This window comes from Brevundimonas sp. AVps23W, from assembly GCF_058681395.1.
In genome coordinates this window covers 1,212,025-1,230,293 of record NZ_CM178738.1, presented here as the reverse complement: position 1 = coordinate 1,230,293, position 18,269 = coordinate 1,212,025, and the positions used below count along the sequence as shown (strand labels likewise).

Below are 18,269 nucleotides of genomic sequence, written 5' to 3'. Positions count from 1 at the left end.
TGACGGAACGGGAATCCTCCAGCGTCCGGAAAATATTTAACCGTGACCGAGCAAAATTTGGCTCGTGCTGATTTCTGCGCGCAGATTCAGACTACGCGCCGCCGCCCGCGCAAAGGCTGCCGGATCGTTTGCTTCAAACAGGCCGGTGATTTTCATTTCCGCCACATCTCGATCCGCAAGCTTGATCGGAACTTCGCTGAACCGGGCGAACTCCGCCGCCGCCTGCCGCAGGCTCTCGTCATGAAATTCTATTTTGCCGTCGCGCCAGGCGAGAAGCTGGTTGGTCTGGCGCGCGCTGAGAGAGCGAGGGCTGGCGACGTCGCCGCCCAGGCTGATCAATTGGTTAGCAGTCAGAATCTGGGCTTTGTCCCCCCCCATGCGCATATGGACCGACCCGGCCAATGCGACCACTTGGAGCGGCGCCTGGTTCAAGCGCTTCAGCAGAAACGCGCCGTCGTAGGTGGTAAGCACCGTGCCGGCGGAGCGCATGACGAAAGGTCGCACCGGATCGACCGCCACCTCGAACAGGGCCTCGCCATACATGAGGACGACCTCGCGGACTGATCGCGTGTATCGGACGCTGACGCGCGAGAGGGTGTTGAGCGTGACAAGGCTGCCGTCCTCAAGCGACACCGAGCGGATCTCGCCGCGCTCCGTGTCCAGGCGCTGAGACCGTCTCCAGTAGGCGGCGGCCAATCCCGTTCCACTCAGCATCGCCACCGCGACGCCGGCCGCAAGCAAAGAGCGTCTCGCCATCACCGGTTGCTCGACAACGTCAGCGCCGCTCAAGGCGGCAGCCTTTTTCGAGTAGACCGCTACGGCGCGGGCTCGAGCAAAAGCGCCCATGCGGCGTGCGTCCTCCGCCGCCCAGGCGTCAAATTCAAGCTGATCCGCAAGTGAAAACGCCCCACGATCAAGCCGCGCGGCCCAGATGGCCGCGCTACGATCGATCTCTTCAGCCGTTTCCGTTCCTGCCATCCGCCCTTCGTCCGATCCGCACGTTCCGCAACCTTGACGCATCTGGGGCATCATATCCTCCATCTGCGTATGCGGTCATCAATAGAACGAAGGCCTTGGCGATGTGTTTCTCGACGGTGCTTTCAGGGAAGCCCGTCTCCTGAGCAATCTGCTTCTGAGAGCGACCGGAGACCCGACTTAAGACAAATACGCGACGGGTCTTTTCAGGAAGACCATCGATCATCCTTGCCAGAAGGCGAAGCTCGTTGCGATTCACGACCTCATCCTCGGGCGTGACCGCATCGGACGCCACTTGAAGCCTGTCTAGGTCGGTGACGGCTTCGAGTTGCACGACGCTTTGGCGCCTTAAGCGATCCACCGCAGCGGAATGCGCGGTGCGAAATAGATAGGCACGAACATTCCGGATGGCGCCGACATTCTCGATACAGATCAATTTGGCATAGGTTTCCTGCACGATATCATCAACGTCGGCGGGCGAGGCGCCCCGACGGAGCCATGCGCGCAGCGCAGGCTCATGAGGCATCACGCTTCGCGCGAGCCAGAGCGCTGTTTCGTCTGAAACCCCCATGGACACAGAGATTGGCACGCACCTTCAGAAGGCTGCAAGCCCACGTTCTCTGAAATCAGCCATGCCGAGAAGACGCCCTCCCTTTTTTTGGCGCCGTCGCCCAGCTGTCACAACATCGGTGGACCTCTGGAGCGCTGGCCTCGGTTCGTAAGTCCTTGGACATGACGTCCCGGCTTGCCGCATAGACAAAGAAAAACCCGCTATCCTGTTGGATAGCGGGCTAAATCTTGGGTGCGGGAGTAGGATTTGAACCTACGACCTTCAGGTTATGAGCCTGACGAGCTACCGGGCTGCTCCATCCCGCGGCAAACGGTAGTTTCGTGAGGAAGAACGGTTCGAGAAGACCGCGAAGTGCGGTGATTTGTTTTTCATCATCGGCTGTCCGCCTTGTAGACCCGGCGGCGACCTACTCTCCCGCGCCTTGAGACGAAGTACCATTGGCTCTGGAGGGCTTAACGACCGAGTTCGGAATGGGATCGGGTGGGGAACCTCCGACATAGCCACCAGGTCAACAAGGCGGACAGCGGATGATGAGAAGACATTGTCTTGGATTGCTTCGGTCAAGGAGCAATCATCGAATGAGTTTTGCTGAGAAACGATCAAACCGATCGGATTATTAGTACCAGTAAGCTTCATGGGTCGCCCCACTTCCACACCTGGCCTATCAACGTGGTAGTCTTCCACGATCCTCAGCGAAGCCTTGTTTTGAGGTTAGTTTCCCGCTTAGATGCTTTCAGCGGTTATCTATTCCATACTTAGCTACCCTGCTGCACAGCTGGCGCCATGACAGGTACACCAGAGGTATGTCCATCCCGGTCCTCTCGTACTAGGGACAGATCCTCTCAAGCTTCGAACACCCACGGCAGATAGGGACCAAACTGTCTCACGACGTTCTGAACCCAGCTCACGTACCACTTTAAATGGCGAACAGCCATACCCTTGGGACCTGCTCCAGCCCCAGGATGTGATGAGCCGACATCGAGGTGCCAAACTTTGCCGTCGATATGGACTCTTGGGCAAAATCAGCCTGTTATCCCTAGAGTACCTTTTATCCGTTGAGCGATGGCCCTTCCACTCGGGACCACCGGATCACTATGGCCGACTTTCGTCTCTGCTCGACTTGTCAGTCTCGCAGTCAGGCGAGCTTATGCCATTGCACTCGACGAGCGATTTCCGACCGCTCTGAGCTCACCATCGCGCGCCTCCGTTACACTTTGGGAGGCGACCGCCCCAGTCAAACTACCCACCACGCCATGTCCCGGGACCGGATAACGGCCCTCGGTTAGACGTCAACGACAGTAAGGGTGGTATTTCAAGGACGACTCCACCAGAGCTGGCGCCCCGGTTTCATAGTCTCCCACCTATCCTACACATACGGTCGCTAACGCCAAGGCGAAGCTATAGTAAAGGTTCATAGGGTCTTTCCGTCTGACCGCGGGAACCCCGCATCTTCACGGGGAATTCAATTTCACTGAGCCTATGCTGGAGACAGTGGGGAAGTCGTTACGCCATTCGTGCAGGTCGGAACTTACCCGACAAGGAATTTCGCTACCTTAGGACCGTTATAGTTACGGCCGCCGTTTACCTGGGCTTCAGTTCGACGCTTTCACATCTCCCTTTAACCTTCAGGCACCGGGCAGGCGTCAGACCCTATACGTCGCATTGCTGCTTCGCAGAGCCCTGTGTTTTTGCTAAACAGTCGCTACCCCCTGGCTTGTGCCACTCAGTCCTGGTTGCCCAGGGTGAGTCACGCTTATTCCGAAGTTACGCGTGCAATTTGCCGAGTTCCTTCAGCATAGTTCTCTCAAACGCCTTGGTATGCTCTACCTGACCACCTGTGTCGGTTTCGGGTACGGTCTCTGCTGGAGTTATTTCCTGGGACAACGCCCCCGCACACACAATCCAATAAGTGGGTACGAGTTAAGCCATCCGTCACTTCCAGCTGGTGCAGGAATATTTACCTGCTTCCCATCGACTACGCTTTTCAGCCTCGCCTTAGGGGCCGACTAACCCTGCGCAGATTAGCTTTACGCAGGAACCCTTGGTCTTTCGGCGAGAGTGTCTCTCACACTCTTATCGTTACTCATGTCAGCATTCTCACTTCCGATACCTCCAGCCAGGCTCACGCCTGACCTTCACCGGCCTACGGAACGCTCCGCTACCGCTTGCAGTAAACTGCAAACCCATATCTTCGGCGCACGGCTTGAGCCCCGTTACATTTTCCGCGCAGGATCGCTTGATCAGTGAGCTGTTACGCTTTCTTTAAAGGATGGCTGCTTCTAAGCCAACCTCCTGATTGTCAAAGCAATCCCACATCGTTTCCCACTTAGCCGTGACTTGGGGGCCTTAGATGATGGTTAGGGTTGTTTCCCTTTTCACGACGGACGTTAGCACCCGCCGTGTGTCTGCCCGATAGTTCTCTTGGGTATTCGGAGTTTGGTTAGTATTGGTACCGCTCGCGCAGCCCGCAACCATCCAGTGCTCTACCCCCCAAGGAATTCGTCGGACGCTCTACCTAAATAGATTTCGCGGAGAACCAGCTATGTCCAGGTTTGATTGGCCTTTCACCCCTATCCACAAGTCATCCCAGAATTTTTCAACATTCACGGGTTCGGTCCTCCAGTTGGTGTTACCCAACCTTCAACCTGCTCATGGATAGATCACCTGGTTTCGGGTCGTCATACGTCGAACTTAGCGCCCTATTCAGACTCGCTTTCGCTGCGCCTACACCTAACGGCTTAAGCTTGCTCGACACATGAAGTCGCTGACCCATTATACAAAAGGTACGCCGTCACCCCGCTTGGGGGCTCCGACTGCTTGTAGGCTTCCGATTTCAGGATCTGTTTCACTCCCCTTGTCGGGGTGCTTTTCACCTTTCCCTCACGGTACTTGTTCACTATCGGTCGTAGAGGAGTACTTAGGCTTGGAGGGTGGTCCCCCCATGTTCAGACAGGATTTCACGTGTCCCGCCCTACTCGAGTCTCTTGCTGTTTGATGACTACGGGGCTTTCACCCACTATGGCCGACCTTTCCAGATCGTTCGTCTTTATTTCACAAGAGCACTGGCCTGGTCCCGGTTCGCTCGCCACTACTACGGGAGTCTCGGTTGATGTCCTTTCCTCCGGGTACTGAGATGTTTCAGTTCCCCGGGTTCGCTTAATGAAGCCTATGTATTCAGCTCATTATACCTTTCAACAATCCGCCAATCGCTGACCCGACCGAAGCCGGAACAGAGTTGGAAGACTGTAAAGGTGGGTTTCCCCATTCGGAAATAACCGGATCAAAGGGTGCTAGCGCCTCCCCGGTTCTTATCGCAGCTTGCCACGTCCTTCATCGCCTCTCTACGCCAAGGCATCCGTCAGAAGCCCTTCAACGTTTGATCGTTTCTCAGCAAAACTCATGCTTGGTTTATTCCGCCCGACTGGAAAGTTGCCGGGGGACCAAGCCTGATTTTTGTCAGACAATGTCTTCTTCTCGAACAAGACCTACAAGCTCAGGGGAGCCGGTCACGTTCTTCCTTCACGATTTCAATGCCAGTCGCCATGCGGCGACGGGCAATTCCTGATGCGATCTGCGAGCTTTGGCAGGATGCGCCACCGCTTCCAAAGCGGGGCCTCCGGTCATTCGCCGCCCCGCGCTTGCGGGATGGTGGAGCCAGACGGAGTCGAACCGACGACATCCTGCTTGCAAAGCAGGCGCTCTACCAACTGAGCTATGGCCCCATTCCAACAGGAACAGTGCGAAGCCCAGGAGAGCTGTCGGCGATGCCGTCTTGAGGCTGAGAACCCCCAGCGAACCAGAAGTCCTGGTAGGCCCGGGCAGACTCGAACTGCCGACCTTACGCTTATCAGGCGTACGCTCTAACCACCTGAGCTACGGGCCTATGGCAGCGACAGCCGGGCTAAAGGCCCAGGCTCGCGATCGCGTCACCAATACATCAACCCGTATGGCCGATGCGTCGATGACGAAAGTGGAAAGAGAAACGGAGACGGCGGCATTCCGCAGTTTATTGGAGCCTCAATAGACAGCCTCGTGAGAGACGGCCTGGAGAAGCATCCTTAGAAAGGAGGTGATCCAGCCGCAGGTTCCCCTACGGCTACCTTGTTACGACTTCACCCCAGTCGCTGACCCTACCGTGGTCGCCTGCCCCCTTGCGGTCAGCGCAGCGCCTTCGGGTAGAACCAACTCCCATGGTGTGACGGGCGGTGTGTACAAGGCCCGGGAACGTATTCACCGCGGCATGCTGATCCGCGATTACTAGCGATTCCAACTTCATGCCCTCGAGTTGCAGAGGACAATCCGAACTGAGACGACTTTTAAGGATTAACCCTCTGTAGTCGCCATTGTAGCACGTGTGTAGCCCACCCTGTAAGGGCCATGAGGACTTGACGTCATCCCCACCTTCCTCCGGCTTAGCACCGGCAGTCCCATTAGAGTTCCCAACTAAATGATGGCAACTAATGGCGAGGGTTGCGCTCGTTGCGGGACTTAACCCAACATCTCACGACACGAGCTGACGACAGCCATGCAGCACCTGTGTCCTAGTCCCCGAAGGGAAAGCCAGATCTCTCTGGCGGTCCAGGCATGTCAAAAGGTGGTAAGGTTCTGCGCGTTGCTTCGAATTAAACCACATGCTCCACCGCTTGTGCGGGCCCCCGTCAATTCCTTTGAGTTTTAATCTTGCGACCGTACTCCCCAGGCGGATTGCTTAATGCGTTAGCTGCGTCACCGAAATGCATGCATCCCGACAACTAGCAATCATCGTTTACGGCGTGGACTACCAGGGTATCTAATCCTGTTTGCTCCCCACGCTTTCGAGCCTCAGCGTCAGTAATGAGCCAGTATGTCGCCTTCGCCACTGGTGTTCTTCCGAATATCTACGAATTTCACCTCTACACTCGGAGTTCCACATACCTCTCTCACACTCAAGACACCCAGTATCAAAGGCAATTCCGAGGTTGAGCCCCGGGATTTCACCCCTGACTTAAATGTCCGCCTACGCTCCCTTTACGCCCAGTAATTCCGAGCAACGCTAGCCCCCTTCGTATTACCGCGGCTGCTGGCACGAAGTTAGCCGGGGCTTCTTCTCCGGGTACCGTCATTATCGTCCCCGGTGAAAGAATTTTACAATCCTAAGACCTTCATCATTCACGCGGCATGGCTGCGTCAGGCTTTCGCCCATTGCGCAAGATTCCCCACTGCTGCCTCCCGTAGGAGTTTGGGCCGTGTCTCAGTCCCAATGTGGCTGATCATCCTCTCAGACCAGCTACTGATCGTCGCCTTGGTGAGCCTTTACCTCACCAACTAGCTAATCAGACGCGGGCCGCTCTAAAGGCGATAAATCTTTCCCCCGAAGGGCACATTCGGTATTAGCACAAGTTTCCCTGAGTTATTCCGAACCTAAAGGCACGTTCCCACGTGTTACTCACCCGTCCGCCACTAACTCCGAAGAGTTCGTTCGACTTGCATGTGTTAGGCCTGCCGCCAGCGTTCGCTCTGAGCCAGGATCAAACTCTCAGGTTGAGTTGACTTCTGACCTAAGCTTGAAGACACACCGAAGTGCATCTTGGCATTAGTTCTACGTATTTTATTGACGAGTTCCCACGTCATCGATCCGAAGACCGACGCATGGTATCTTTTCAAAAAGACCGCAGATAGTCAGTGTCGTATGATGACCTCTAGGGTCATCGCTAGAACACCGCCGCCTGCGTTTCTCTTTCCATATCAACAATGTCAAAGACCTAAACCGCCTCAGCGGCCCGACTTGTTTAGCGCCTCGTCGTCGGCGGAGGCGGCGATTTAGAGAACCGCGAACCTCGTGTCAACCGCTCTTTTCAGAGATTTTGCAGACCCGAGAGCGAACCCTCAAAACCACAAAAAACCACCGGAGGAAAACGCAGAGGCTTTCCTCTTAACCGTTCGGCGATTCGATTGGAGCGCGGAACCTATTGAAACCAACCCAGGAAAGCAAGAAGTTTCTCAACTCTTTCTTCCCCTCAAAACCCCCGAAACCGAAGCTCCGAAGCCCTCAGGGCCGGCCCGTTTCCGAGCGAGGCGGTCCTATACGGGCCACCCTTTTCCGCCGCAACCAGATTCTGACAGATCGATGAAGAATCTCGCGGAGTCGGACTCTCCGAAGCTTCGCCGCGGCCCGCTCAGCCCGCCGCTATATAGGTTTTAAGGCTTTCGGCCTCGCGGGCGTGTTCCTGGATCTGACATTTGACGACGTCGCCTATGGAGATGACGCCGACCAATCGCCCGGCGTCCATCACCGGCAAATGGCGAATCCTCCGGTCGGTCATCCGGCTCATCAGCGCGGACATGGCCTCGCGCGGTTCGGCGAAGATCACCTTGGCCGTCATATAGTCGCCGACCGGGCGGCTCAGGGCGCTTGGCCCATCAACGGCCAAAGCCTTGACCACGTCCCGTTCGGAGAACACGCCGACGACGGTCTCGCCGTCGCGGACAACCAGGGCCCCGACTCGTTTCAGCTCCAGTTCCTCGCAGGCGCGCGCTACCGTCAGATAGGGCGCGATGGAGAAGACGGCGTTTCCCTTGGTCTTGAGGATCTCGGCGACGAACATCGCGGCTCCTTCTCTATGGTTAAGAGACGACCGAGGGGCCGGAATGGCGACAGGGCCGCTCGATAACCATGATCGCTCATGGCGCGGCCGGAATCAAATCCGCGATTCAGGCTCGTCGGACGCGGCGTTGGGCAGCGGTCCCTTGCCGAATGCACGCGCCAGCGGACCGATGGCCAGCAGACCGGCGAAGAAGCCGAAGGCGTGCGCCTCCCAGGCGATACGGGCGCCCTCTGCGCCTGGCGCATAGCCGATCAGACCCGTCGCGGCGTTGACCGCCATCCAGGCGATCGAGGCGCTGACCACCCGCCGATCAAACAGGCTCAGCACCCTGCCCTGCCCGCCCATCAGACGAGTCGCGCCACCGATCAGACCGAACACGGCGCCGGACGCCCCCACCATGGCGTCGCTCGAGCCCCAGTGGACCAGTCCATAGCCCAGGGCGGCGATCACGCCGCAGCCTATATAGAAGAGCAGGAACACGGTCGGCCCGAAACGGTCGCCGAACAACCGGGCCACGGGCGCGCCGAAGGCCAGGGCGCCGACGGCGTTCATGATGGCATGGGTCCAGCTGCCGTGCAGAAGCATGGCGGTGAGCAAACCGCCCCATCGCCCGTTCTCCAGATCGACCGGCGCAAAGGCCATTGCCCCGCCCATATCGGGGAGCTGGCGCTGGAAGAAGAACAGGACAAGCATGGACAGGGCGATCAACACCACGGGGACCGGGGCGTTGAACATCCTTTCGGACTTGGGCTCCCGGGGTTCGGGGCGCGCGGAGAATCGACCGTCGGGTTCGGACATTCGTCACCCATGCGCAGGGATTTCCCGTATCTCAAGCGCTTCTTAATAACCTTAACGCAGTTTGGGGCGTGGACCGAACGTCGGTCCGTGGTTCGTTTGCGCGCGAGGAGCAACCCCCAATGCCGGTCAAGAGGCTGATCGCCCCCCTGCCGACAGTGCTGGCGACCCTGGCGCTGGTCGCCCCCGGCGTGGCTGCGGCGCAGACCACGGGATCCAGCGGCGCCGCCCAGTTTCAGCAGGGCTATGGCTCCGCCCGCAGCGCAACCAGCAGCGCAACCACGGGCTCGACCCGCGACGCCAACGGCAATCGCGTGATCGTCAACGGCCTGATCCAGTCGGGGGCCTCGTCCTATTCCAGCCAATCCGGCGGCGTGGCCTCGGCCTATGCCGGCGCAGGCTCGTCCAGCAGCAGCGGATCGACCACGGGCGGTTCGACCGCCATCGGCAACCAGCTGAACGTCGTGGTCCAGGGCAGCCACAACACCGTCATCGTCAACTCGAAACAGACCAACAACGGCGACGTCAACGCCGGCACGGCCCTGAACGGAAGCCTCAACCTGCCATGAGCCGACCTGTCCTCATTCGCACCGGCGCCGCTGCGGCGGCTGCGGCCCTGCTGCTTGCCGGCTGCGTCAGCCCGGTCGCGGGACCGTCGGGCCAGTATGCGACGCCGATCGGCAATGCGCCGGTCACGTCCAACCCCACCCCCTATTCGACCGCCCTGTACTGCCTGGCCGACTACGCCCGCCGCTACAACCTGCCCTCGCCGCGCATGGCTGTGGGCCGGATCAGCGACTACACCGGCACGGTCTCGTCGGACGGCGGACGCCAGATCACCGGCGGCGCCTCGCTGATGGCCACCTCGGCCCTGGCCAAGGCCGGCGCCCAGATCGTCGAACGCTATGACACCTCGGTGTCGGAGCTGGAGCTGCGCTACGCCAACAACAAGCTGATCGGCGACAGAGCCCCCAATACTCAAGGGTCGGGCGCTCAAGGCCCGGAAGACACCCAGTACCGCCGCATCCTGGCCGGTCAGGTGCCGGGCTCGGACTTCTACATCGTCGGCGGCATCACCGAGGTGAACTACAACATCCGCTCGGGCGGGTTCGACGCCTCGATGGGCGAGGTGGACAGCGACCGGCCCGGATCGGGCATCGCCACCTACCGGACCTATGTGATGAACATCGCCATGGACCTGCGGCTGGTGCAGACCACCACGCTCGAGGTCGTGGACGTCGTCTCGTACCAGAAGCAGATCATCGGCCGCGAAATCTCGGCGGGCGTGTTCGACTTCCTGAACGGCAATGTCTTCGACATCTCGGCCGGGTCCGGCGGGATGGAGCCGACGCAGCTGGCCGTGCGCGCCCTGGTCGAACGGGCCACGGTCGAGTTCATGGCCAATCTGTACGGCGCCCCCGGCCCCGAAATTTGCCTCGACTCCGCAAACGATCCGCTCGGCGACAGCGCCGTCGGCCCGACCGGCGGCTATTATCCGGCCTACCCCACCACGGAGACGAACAATGGCCAGACCCGCGCCGATCCGTCTCGCTGGCATGATCGCCGCGACGGCGACGTTCGCCCTAGCCGCTACTGAGGCGACGGCCCAGGAGACGACCGTCTGCGACGCCCAGACCGGCTCGACCTGCACCAGCACGCAGACGATGACCGGCGAGGTCACCGGCACAGTGAACCTGGACGTCGCCGTAGGCCAGTTGCAGGTGACCAACGACGCCAGCGGCAATCTGCTGGTCGGCGGGATCGATCAGGCGGCCGCAGCCCTGACGGCGCGCCAGACCATGACGGGCCCGTCCGTGACCGCCCGCACCGCCGTCGATGCGCCGACAGCCCATGTCGAGAACGGCGGCGCCGTCGCGACCACGGCGGCGGCCAACCGGATCGCCCTGAGCGGCCCCTCCGCCTCGATTACCGGGCCCGTGGACCAGTCGGCCCAGACGACCGTCCTGGCCGAGACCGTCGCCGATGTTCAGTATATCCCGGCCCCCGCCGACTTCTCGGCCCAGGCCGTGGCCAATGCGGTCCAGACCTCGACCACCGGCGCCTCGCACCAGGATCTGACGATCCGCCAGACCAACGCCCCGTCGACCGTCGAGGCCCGCACCGACGTCTATGTCGACAACGCCTGGAACCTGGCCGCCCGCGCCAACGCCCGCGCCAACCAGACCGTGCTCTACAACGCCGGCGGCTCGCTGGTCGCGGCGACCGACCAGACCAACCAGGGCCGGGTCCGCGCCGTCGCCCAGGCCGCGACCTATGTGCAGGGCCAGACCACCGTCGCCGCCCGCGCCGTCGCCAATGAGGTCATCGCCGGCAACCAGGACATCTATCTGGAGCTGAACAACACCCAGCTGAACACCGGCGGGGTCGAGGCGACCGCGACCTATACGGGCGTCAGCGGCTATGACGCCTATGTCGGCGCCGAGGCCGTGGGCAACAGCGTCACCGGCTACGCCTGTTCCCAGTGCGGCGGCGAGGTCAATGTGACCAACAGCCAGACCAACGACGCCAATGTCACCGCCACGACCACCGCCACCATCGGCGCCGGCCGCACCGCCGTGGTCGGAGCGACCGCCGTGGGCAACAGCGCGACCTTCTATGTCAGCCGGCCGGGCGGCTGAGGACTAGACTCAATCCACTGCGAAAAAATGGAGTCTATTTTCGTCTATTCTTCGCGGGGACGCGGGGGCTGGGCGGAAAGGACGTTGTCGTAAGGGTGACAAAGCGCCAAAGCGCCATTTCCCGAGAGTGCGACGGGAGGGGGATTTGGTTTTCAAAGACCGTGGGGGAGAAGTGTCGCACGGTTTTGGGGCGTGGTGGGTAGAGGGGCGGGTTCTAACGTCGGTACGTTGAAAAGGCCGGGGATTTGCGCGGGTATTAGGATAGAAGGCGAGGTCCGAGCAGCGCCTGAAAGCCGACTTTCGTTGAGCGCGCGACCGGTTGGCGGTAAGCAGAGGCATGCCTGCTCCAGTTGCCGCGCTTGAACTCGGACGAGACGGCGCTGAGCTAGCGCCAAAGGCGCTCGACAGCTCCGCACTCGCTGCTTTGGAACAGGTGCTCTCCGGCCAGCCGCGAGACGTCGCCGGCGTCAGGCTATTCGGCGTTGACGGGCTGGCGGATTTCCTCGCCACCGACGGTCCGATCGGATCCATTGCTGCACGAAATCTGGGTGAGATGGCGCGACCGGTGCGGGCGATCCTCTTCGACAAGACGGCGTCTGCGAATTGGTCACTGGCTTGGCACCAAGACCGCGTGATTGCAGTGCGTGACCGAAAAGAGGTCGAAGGCTTCGGGCCTTGGACGCGCAAGCATGGCGCCCTGCACGTCGCGCCGCCATTTAAGCTGCTAGCCAGCATGCTCACGCTGCGCGCCCACCTCGACCCTGTACCTCAGTCCAACGCTCCGTTGCTCATCGCGCGGGGCTCGCACCGCTTTGGAAGGATCTCTGAGTCTGACGTTCCAGAGGTGGTGACAAGGTGCGGCGTCGCCATGTGTCTGGCTGACGCGGGAGACATCTGGACCTATGCCACGCCAATCCTGCACGCGTCCGACAGGGCGTCTGCGGCGACGCACCGCCGAGTTCTACAGGTGGACTATGCCGCCGGCGAACTTCCCGGCGGACTACAGTGGCTTGGTGTCTGACTCGCGTCAGCAGCGGAACTTGGGTCCTCGCCGCAGAGCATACATTCAGGTGGCCCAGCCACAGCCAAGCCATTCGATTCCACTAGCTTGAGAAGACCTGATTACACTGAACGCTCAGGAGTATTCCGCGCGAAGATTAATCCACTCCGACAATAGCGCCTCGTACTGATCGGCAATCGTCGGTCACCGAGAACATGTGATCGAGATGTCGAATCGGAACGCGCTTACGGCGCCCGCTTAGGCCGCCGATGGGCTGTGCAAACAGGCTTCACCGTGCCACGATCACCTGATGGAGGCGGAAAGCTTGACAGCGGAGAGCCAGCGTCTGGCGATGCTTCAGTCCCTCGGGCTCGTCCCAGGCCAGCGTGATCCAAGCCTCCAGGTTCTTGCCGCGCTAGCCGCCAACATCTCCGAATCCGCCGTGGGGTTAGTCAGCCTCGTCGAACGCTCATGCATCTATGTCGTGGGCGGGGCTGGGTTCGACAGTGATTTCATAGATCCCGCCGATAGCTTTTGCAGCCACGCGGTGTTGAACCCAGAAAGCGTGTCGTGGGTGTCCGATGCGCTGGCGGACCCGCAGTTTCGCGATAGTCGTTACGTGACGGGGGAGCCCTACATCCGCTTCTACGTCGGGGTTCCGTTGACGGTAAATGGCGAAACCGTGGGCACGCTCAGCGTACTTGATCCCCGACCGAGAGCCTGTGACCCACGTCTGGTCTCCAGATTGAAACTCCTGGCGGAAGCGTGCGAAGCCGAACTCACCGAACGTCACCGCACCGCAGCGATGCGTCAGGCGTTGGCCGCTTCTGCAGATGCCCTCATTGATTGCGACGTCGCAGGCCGGGTTGTGGGTTGGTCGGAGGGCGCAGAACGCCTGTTTGGTTTCCCCGCAGAGGAGGCGCTCGGCGCTAACGTGACGATCATCGTCCCTCCGGAGCAGCAGGAAGCGCATCGGCAGGGAATACGGCGGTGGCAAGAGAGCGGGGCGGCGCGCTTGGGGCGTCGAATTGAACTGCCGGCCAAGCGGCGCGACGGCTCTGATCTCGACATCGAACTTTGGATGTCGGTGACTCATGAATGCGGAGGGCCTCGAATACATGCCAACATCAGAGACATATCCGCCCGCAGGGCCCAGGCCCGGAATGTCGAGCGTGCGGAGGCGCGATCTAGGGAGCTTAAGGCTCAGCTCAATCAGGTTTGGCGTTTGAACTCCCTCGGAGAGATGGCGGCGACCCTCTCGCACGAGCTGAACCAGCCGTTAGGGGCCGCCACCACTTACATCCACGCCTGCCAACGTGTCCTTCAGAGAGCCGATCCCATCAGCGCAAGCGCGAGCCAAACCCTCGACCTTGCGAAGGCGCAGCTCTTGCGCGCAGGATCAATCATACGTCGCATGCGGCAATTGCTTTCCCATGACAGTCGCGACCTTCAGGTCGAGCGTGTCTCAGAAATGGTGGGGGATCTGAATGGGATCCTCTCCTTAATCCAGAGCGACGCCGGCGTCAGCCTGGAGATCGTCATCGATGAGGCCAATGATCACGTCCGCGCTGAACGCATCCAGTTCCAGCAGGCGGTGATCAACTTGGTGCGGAACGCCGCCGAAGCCTTGTCTGGACGTTCCGATGGCATAGTCCGGGTGGTGGGGAGAGCGATCTCCGACACGATTTTTGAACTCAGCGTCACGGACAACGGTCCCGGCGTGGCGCCTGACCAGATTGAGACGATCTTCAGACCGCTCATGACAACGAAGACTTCTGGGATGGGACTCGGCCTATCCGTTACGCGAACCATTGTCGAACGCCACGGGGGATCTCTTGACGTGACGTGCGGCGACTTAGGTGGAGCGGCGTTCACCTTCTGCTTGTCGAGAGAGTGCGGGACAGACGCGTGAGAAATCATTCCGCTTCGTGATCGACGATGACGCCGGGATGAGGGACGCGCTCGTATCGATGTTGCGCGGCGATCCACCTCCCCCGGACGTGGCGCAAACCGGGCACAGTCACGACACCCTCGTCATCACCACCGCGCCAATCGTCTGACGCCCGAACTGCGGCAGGTCGAGCGCTGCGCCGCCTTCGAAGCGGGTGGGGGTTAGTCGCTTCAGGACGAAGACGAGCGCGGGGCTGCCAGGGTCGGAGGTTTCAACATAGAAGAGGCCGTCTCGGACGGTGCACTGATCGTCACGGGCGCCGGGGGTCAGCTTGCAGCCGGCGATCCGTCCATCGCTGACCGCGACATCAAGCGCAAAGGTGTCGGGGGGGTCGGTCTGTGCGTTGGCTCCGCCGCGCGCTGGAAGGTCTCGAACAACGAGCGACCATGCCCCCTCGAGATCGCTGTCGTTCAATTTCTGCGACGCCGAAGGCGCAGAACAGCCTGCGAGCGCCGCGCACAGGAGAAGGCGGAGGGCCGGCCGGGTGGTTTGGAAGACGCGCATGCACACCCCTCGCTTGTGACAGTACGGTTGCTTGAGTTGCAGGGCGGGTCAATCGGTTTCAGGGACGGGCGCGGAAGAATGTCTCAGACGCCAGGCGTCGGGATGCGGGAAGAACCCCTCCGGCTCGCCGCTGCGCGGCGATCCACCTCCCCCCTTGGGGGAGGATTAGTCGCCTTGCCCTCGGCGTCGCCCTCGCCTACTCCAGACGTCGGCCGCTCCATCGGGGGTTGCGGCGGTTTGGAGTGAGTTCATGCGTTCTGCGCGTCATCTGCTGCTGGTCGCGGCCTCGGGGTTGGCTCTGTCGGTGGGGGCGTTCAGTGCGCCGACCCAAGTTCTGGCCATGGCCTTTGCGCCCGCCGCTGTTCAGGCTGAGACCCAGGTTGCGCCGTCCGATCCCTGGGCCCAGGCGGCCAGTGATATTCCGGCCGATCCGGCGGTGCGGTACGGCCTGCTTCCCAACGGCATGCGCTACGCCCTGCTGAAGAACGCCACCCCGCCCGGTCAGGCCTCGTTCCGGCTGCGGATCGACGCAGGCTCGCTGATGGAGCGGGACGACCAGCAGGGGCTGGCCCACTTCATGGAACATATGGCCTTCAACGGGACCAAGGATATCCCCGAGAACGAGATGCTGCGGATCCTGGAGCGGCTGGGCCTGGCCTTTGGGGCCGACACCAACGCCTTCACCAGCTTCGAGCAGACCGCCTATATGCTGGAACTGCCCAACACCCAGGACGAGACGGTCGATACGTCCCTGCACGTGATGCGCCAGATGATGGGCGACGCCCTGATGGCGTCCGAGGCCATCGACGCCGAGCGCGGGGTGATCGTGGGCGAGGCGAGGACGCGCGACACGCCGCAGTTCCGGGTGCTGAAGACCCAGCTGGGTCTGCTGGCGCCGGGCCAACGCCTGTCGCAACGCCTGCCGATCGGCGACCTGGAGGTGATCCGCACCGCGCCGCGCGACCGGTTCGTGGACTTCTATGACGCCTATTACCGCCCGTCGCGGGCGACCTTTATCGCCGTGGGCGACTTCGACGTGGACGCGATGGAGGCCAAGATCCGCGGCGTCTTCGGCGACTGGACGCCCAAGGCGGCCGACGGTCCCGAGCCCGACCTGGGCGTCGTGCCGCAGCGCGAGCCCCAGACCAGCATCATCGTCGAGCCCGGCGTGCAGTCGTCGATCCAGATCAACTGGATCAAGGCGCCCGACCTGGATCCCGACACGGCGGCCGAGCGGGCCGAGGCCACCCGCCGCAACCTGGGTCTGGCCGTGCTGAACCGCCGGCTGGGCGAGATGGCGCGGGCCGACAATCCGCCCTTCCTGGGCGCGGGCGGCGGTTATCAGGGGCTGTTCGACAGCCTGGACGCCGGGATTCTGTCGGTCGCCTTCACCCCCGGCGAATGGAAACGGGCGCTGGAGACCACCGAACAGGAGGCGCGCCGCCTGACCCAGTACGGGGTGACCCAGGCCGAGCTGGATCGCGAGATCACCGAATACCGCACCGGCTTGCAGAACGCCGTGGCCACCGCCGCCACCCGCTCGACACCGGCCCTGGCCGGCGCCCTGCTGAGCGCCGTCAATGGGGATGCGGTCTTCTCGACCCCGCAGGACGGTCTGGCCCGGTTCGAGGCCATGGTCGCCGACCTGACGGCCGAACAGGTGAACGCCGCCGTCCGGCCGGTGTTCGAAGGCCAGGGGCCGCTGGTCCTGTTCACCAGCCCGGTCCCGGTCGAAGGCGGCGAGGCGGCCGTGACCGCCGCCCTGGAGGCCTCGCGTCAGGTGGCGGTGACCGCCCCGGCTGCGCAGGCCGAACTGAAATGGCCCTACGCCGACTTCGGCCCCGCCGCCGTTCCCGAAGCGCGCACCGAGGTCGCGGACCTGGGGGCGACCCTGGTCCGTTTCCCCAACGGGACGCTGTTGAACATCAAGAAGACCGACTTCCGTGACGATCAGATCCTGATCAGCGCCTCGACCGGGATCGGCAGCCTGGGCATGCCGACCGACCGGTTCTCGCCCCTGTTCGCCACCAACGCCGTGCTGAACTCGGGCGGACTGGGCAAGCTGACGGTGGACGAGATGAACCGGGTGCTGGCGGGCCATGTGTTCAGCACCAGCATCAGCCAGGGGCTGGACTCCTACGGCCTGGGCGGGGCGACCCGGCCCGAGGATCTGGCGCTGACGATGCAGATTCTGACCGCCTATCTGACCGATCCGGGTCTGAGGGCGGCGCCGCTGCAACGGGCCAAGGCCAGCTATCCGCAGTCGCTGGAACAGCGGGCCTCCACGCCCGGCGGGGCCTTCGGGCTTGAGGCCGGCGAACTGCTGGCGAGCGGCGACAAGCGGGCGGGCACGCCGACGAACGACGAGTTCCAGTCGGTCCAGATCGAGCCCCTGCGCGAACAGATCAAGGCGGCCCTGGCCCAGGGCCCGATCGAGATCACCGTCGTCGGCGACGTCGATGTGGACGCGGTGATCGCCGCCGTCGGTTCGACCTTCGCCGCCCTGCCCCCGCGCGGCCCGGCCCCGACCCCGGCGCCGGCCTCGGCCCAGCGTCGCTTCCCCGCCCCGACCGCAACCCCGATCCGGCTGACCCACACCGGCCAGGCGACCCAGGCCATGGGCGTGGTGGCCTGGCCCACCACCGACCAGATCGGCGACCGCACGACGGCCCGCCAGCTGGGCGTGCTGGAGGCCGTGCTGCAACTGCGGCTGAACGAGGAGATCCGCGAGAAACAGGGCATCGCCTATGCGCCGAGCGCCAGCGGGACCACCTCCGACACCTTCGCCGGCTATGGCTATATGGTCGTGGCGGCCGAGACGCCGCCGGAGTCGCTGACGAAACTGTTCGACGCCGTCGACCTGATCGTCGCCGACCTGCGCGACAATCCGGTCGGGGACGACGAGTTGAACCGCGCCCGCCGTCCGGCGGTGGAGCGGCTGCGGCGCAGCATGGCCGACAACGGCTACTGGCTGGGACAACTGTCGGAGGCCCAGTCGAACCCGGCCTCGCTGGACCAGACCCGCAAGAATATTGCGGTGCTGGAGGCGGTCACCGCCGCCGACCTGCAACGGCTGGCGCAACAGTATCTGAAGCCCGAGACCGCCTGGCGCGCCGAGGTCGTCTCGGACAAGCCGGCTCAGTAAGAAAAATGGCCCCGGTTCGCAGGAACCGGGGCCAAGCCTTTTTGGGGCCAGTCTTCAGGATCGTCGACGGAGAAGCCGACGGTCTTATCTTGCGTCACGCGGCCT

Annotated in this window: 11 protein-coding genes, 3 tRNA genes and 3 rRNA genes; 6 read left to right on the top strand and 11 right to left on the bottom strand. The window is 62.0% G+C overall.

Features of this window, described 5'->3' with window-relative positions:
• Positions 1-36: 36 nt before the first annotated feature.
• From ACW177_RS05985 to ACW177_RS05940, 10 genes are all read right to left on the bottom strand, one after another.
• Complete coding sequence (locus ACW177_RS05985) at positions 37-978, bottom strand: FecR family protein (protein WP_492027693.1); 942 nt, start codon at positions 976-978, stop codon at positions 37-39.
• Complete coding sequence (locus tag ACW177_RS05980) at positions 956-1,501, bottom strand: RNA polymerase sigma factor (RefSeq protein ID WP_492028091.1); 546 nt, start codon at positions 1,499-1,501, stop codon at positions 956-958. The genes ACW177_RS05985 and ACW177_RS05980 overlap by 23 nt, the downstream gene beginning before the upstream one ends.
• A 273-nt stretch (positions 1,502-1,774) precedes the next feature.
• A tRNA-Met gene (locus tag ACW177_RS05975) sits at positions 1,775-1,851 on the bottom strand.
• Between the two features lie 88 nt (positions 1,852-1,939).
• Positions 1,940-2,054 (bottom strand): 5S ribosomal RNA (gene rrf / locus ACW177_RS05970).
• An 87-nt stretch (positions 2,055-2,141) separates the two neighbouring features.
• Positions 2,142-4,928 (bottom strand): 23S ribosomal RNA (locus tag ACW177_RS05965).
• A 264-nt stretch (positions 4,929-5,192) separates the two neighbouring features.
• Positions 5,193-5,268 (bottom strand) — tRNA-Ala (locus tag ACW177_RS05960).
• Positions 5,269-5,352: 84 nt separating this feature from the next.
• Positions 5,353-5,429, bottom strand: a tRNA-Ile gene (locus ACW177_RS05955).
• A 179-nt stretch (positions 5,430-5,608) separates the two neighbouring features.
• Positions 5,609-7,069 (bottom strand): 16S ribosomal RNA (locus tag ACW177_RS05950).
• Together the 16S, 23S and 5S rRNA genes with 3 tRNA genes alongside form the textbook arrangement of a ribosomal RNA operon.
• Positions 7,070-7,701: 632 nt before the next feature.
• Complete coding sequence (locus tag ACW177_RS05945) at positions 7,702-8,130, bottom strand: CBS domain-containing protein (RefSeq protein WP_492027692.1); 429 nt, start codon at positions 8,128-8,130, stop codon at positions 7,702-7,704.
• A 93-nt stretch (positions 8,131-8,223) separates the two neighbouring features.
• Positions 8,224-8,928 (bottom strand): rhomboid family intramembrane serine protease, encoded by a 705-nt coding sequence (locus ACW177_RS05940; RefSeq protein ID WP_492027691.1) that lies wholly within the window; start codon positions 8,926-8,928, stop codon positions 8,224-8,226.
• A gap of 119 nt (positions 8,929-9,047) precedes the next feature.
• Here ACW177_RS05940 and hfaA point away from each other — a divergent pair, with 119 nt between their 5' ends.
• The 5 genes from hfaA to ACW177_RS05915 all read left to right on the top strand — a co-directional run bounded on the left by hfaA (position 9,048) and on the right by ACW177_RS05915 (position 14,476).
• Positions 9,048-9,494: a holdfast anchoring protein HfaA gene (hfaA, locus tag ACW177_RS05935; RefSeq protein ID WP_492027690.1), complete on the top strand. Its 447-nt coding sequence runs from the start codon at positions 9,048-9,050 to the stop codon at positions 9,492-9,494.
• A complete protein-coding gene (gene hfaB / locus ACW177_RS05930) occupies positions 9,491-10,522 on the top strand; it encodes a holdfast anchoring protein HfaB (RefSeq protein ID WP_492027689.1) in 1,032 nt (343 codons plus the stop codon). Before hfaA ends, hfaB begins: the two co-directional genes overlap by 4 nt.
• Entirely contained in the window at positions 10,449-11,564 is a 1,116-nt protein-coding gene (gene hfaD, locus ACW177_RS05925) for a holdfast anchor protein HfaD (RefSeq protein WP_492027688.1), read from the top strand. Before hfaB ends, hfaD begins: the two co-directional genes overlap by 74 nt.
• A 337-nt stretch (positions 11,565-11,901) precedes the next feature.
• A complete protein-coding gene (locus ACW177_RS05920; RefSeq protein WP_492027687.1) occupies positions 11,902-12,585 on the top strand; it encodes a phytanoyl-CoA dioxygenase family protein in 684 nt (227 codons plus the stop codon).
• 289 nt (positions 12,586-12,874) lie between these two features.
• On the top strand, positions 12,875-14,476 hold the full coding sequence (locus ACW177_RS05915; protein ID WP_492027686.1) for an ATP-binding protein: 1,602 nt from the start codon (positions 12,875-12,877) through the stop codon (positions 14,474-14,476).
• 108 nt (positions 14,477-14,584) lie between these two features.
• On the opposite strand, the gene ACW177_RS05910 is transcribed toward ACW177_RS05915, so the two are convergent.
• Positions 14,585-15,019 carry a hypothetical protein gene (locus ACW177_RS05910; protein ID WP_492027685.1) on the bottom strand — a complete coding sequence of 145 codons (435 nt, stop codon included), beginning with the start codon at positions 15,017-15,019 and terminating at the stop codon, positions 14,585-14,587.
• A 250-nt stretch (positions 15,020-15,269) separates the two neighbouring features.
• Between ACW177_RS05910 and ACW177_RS05905 the strand changes: the two genes are divergently transcribed.
• Positions 15,270-18,164, top strand: a complete 2,895-nt coding sequence (locus ACW177_RS05905; RefSeq protein ID WP_492027684.1) for a M16 family metallopeptidase — start codon at positions 15,270-15,272, stop codon at positions 18,162-18,164.
• Positions 18,165-18,269 lie beyond the last annotated feature (105 nt).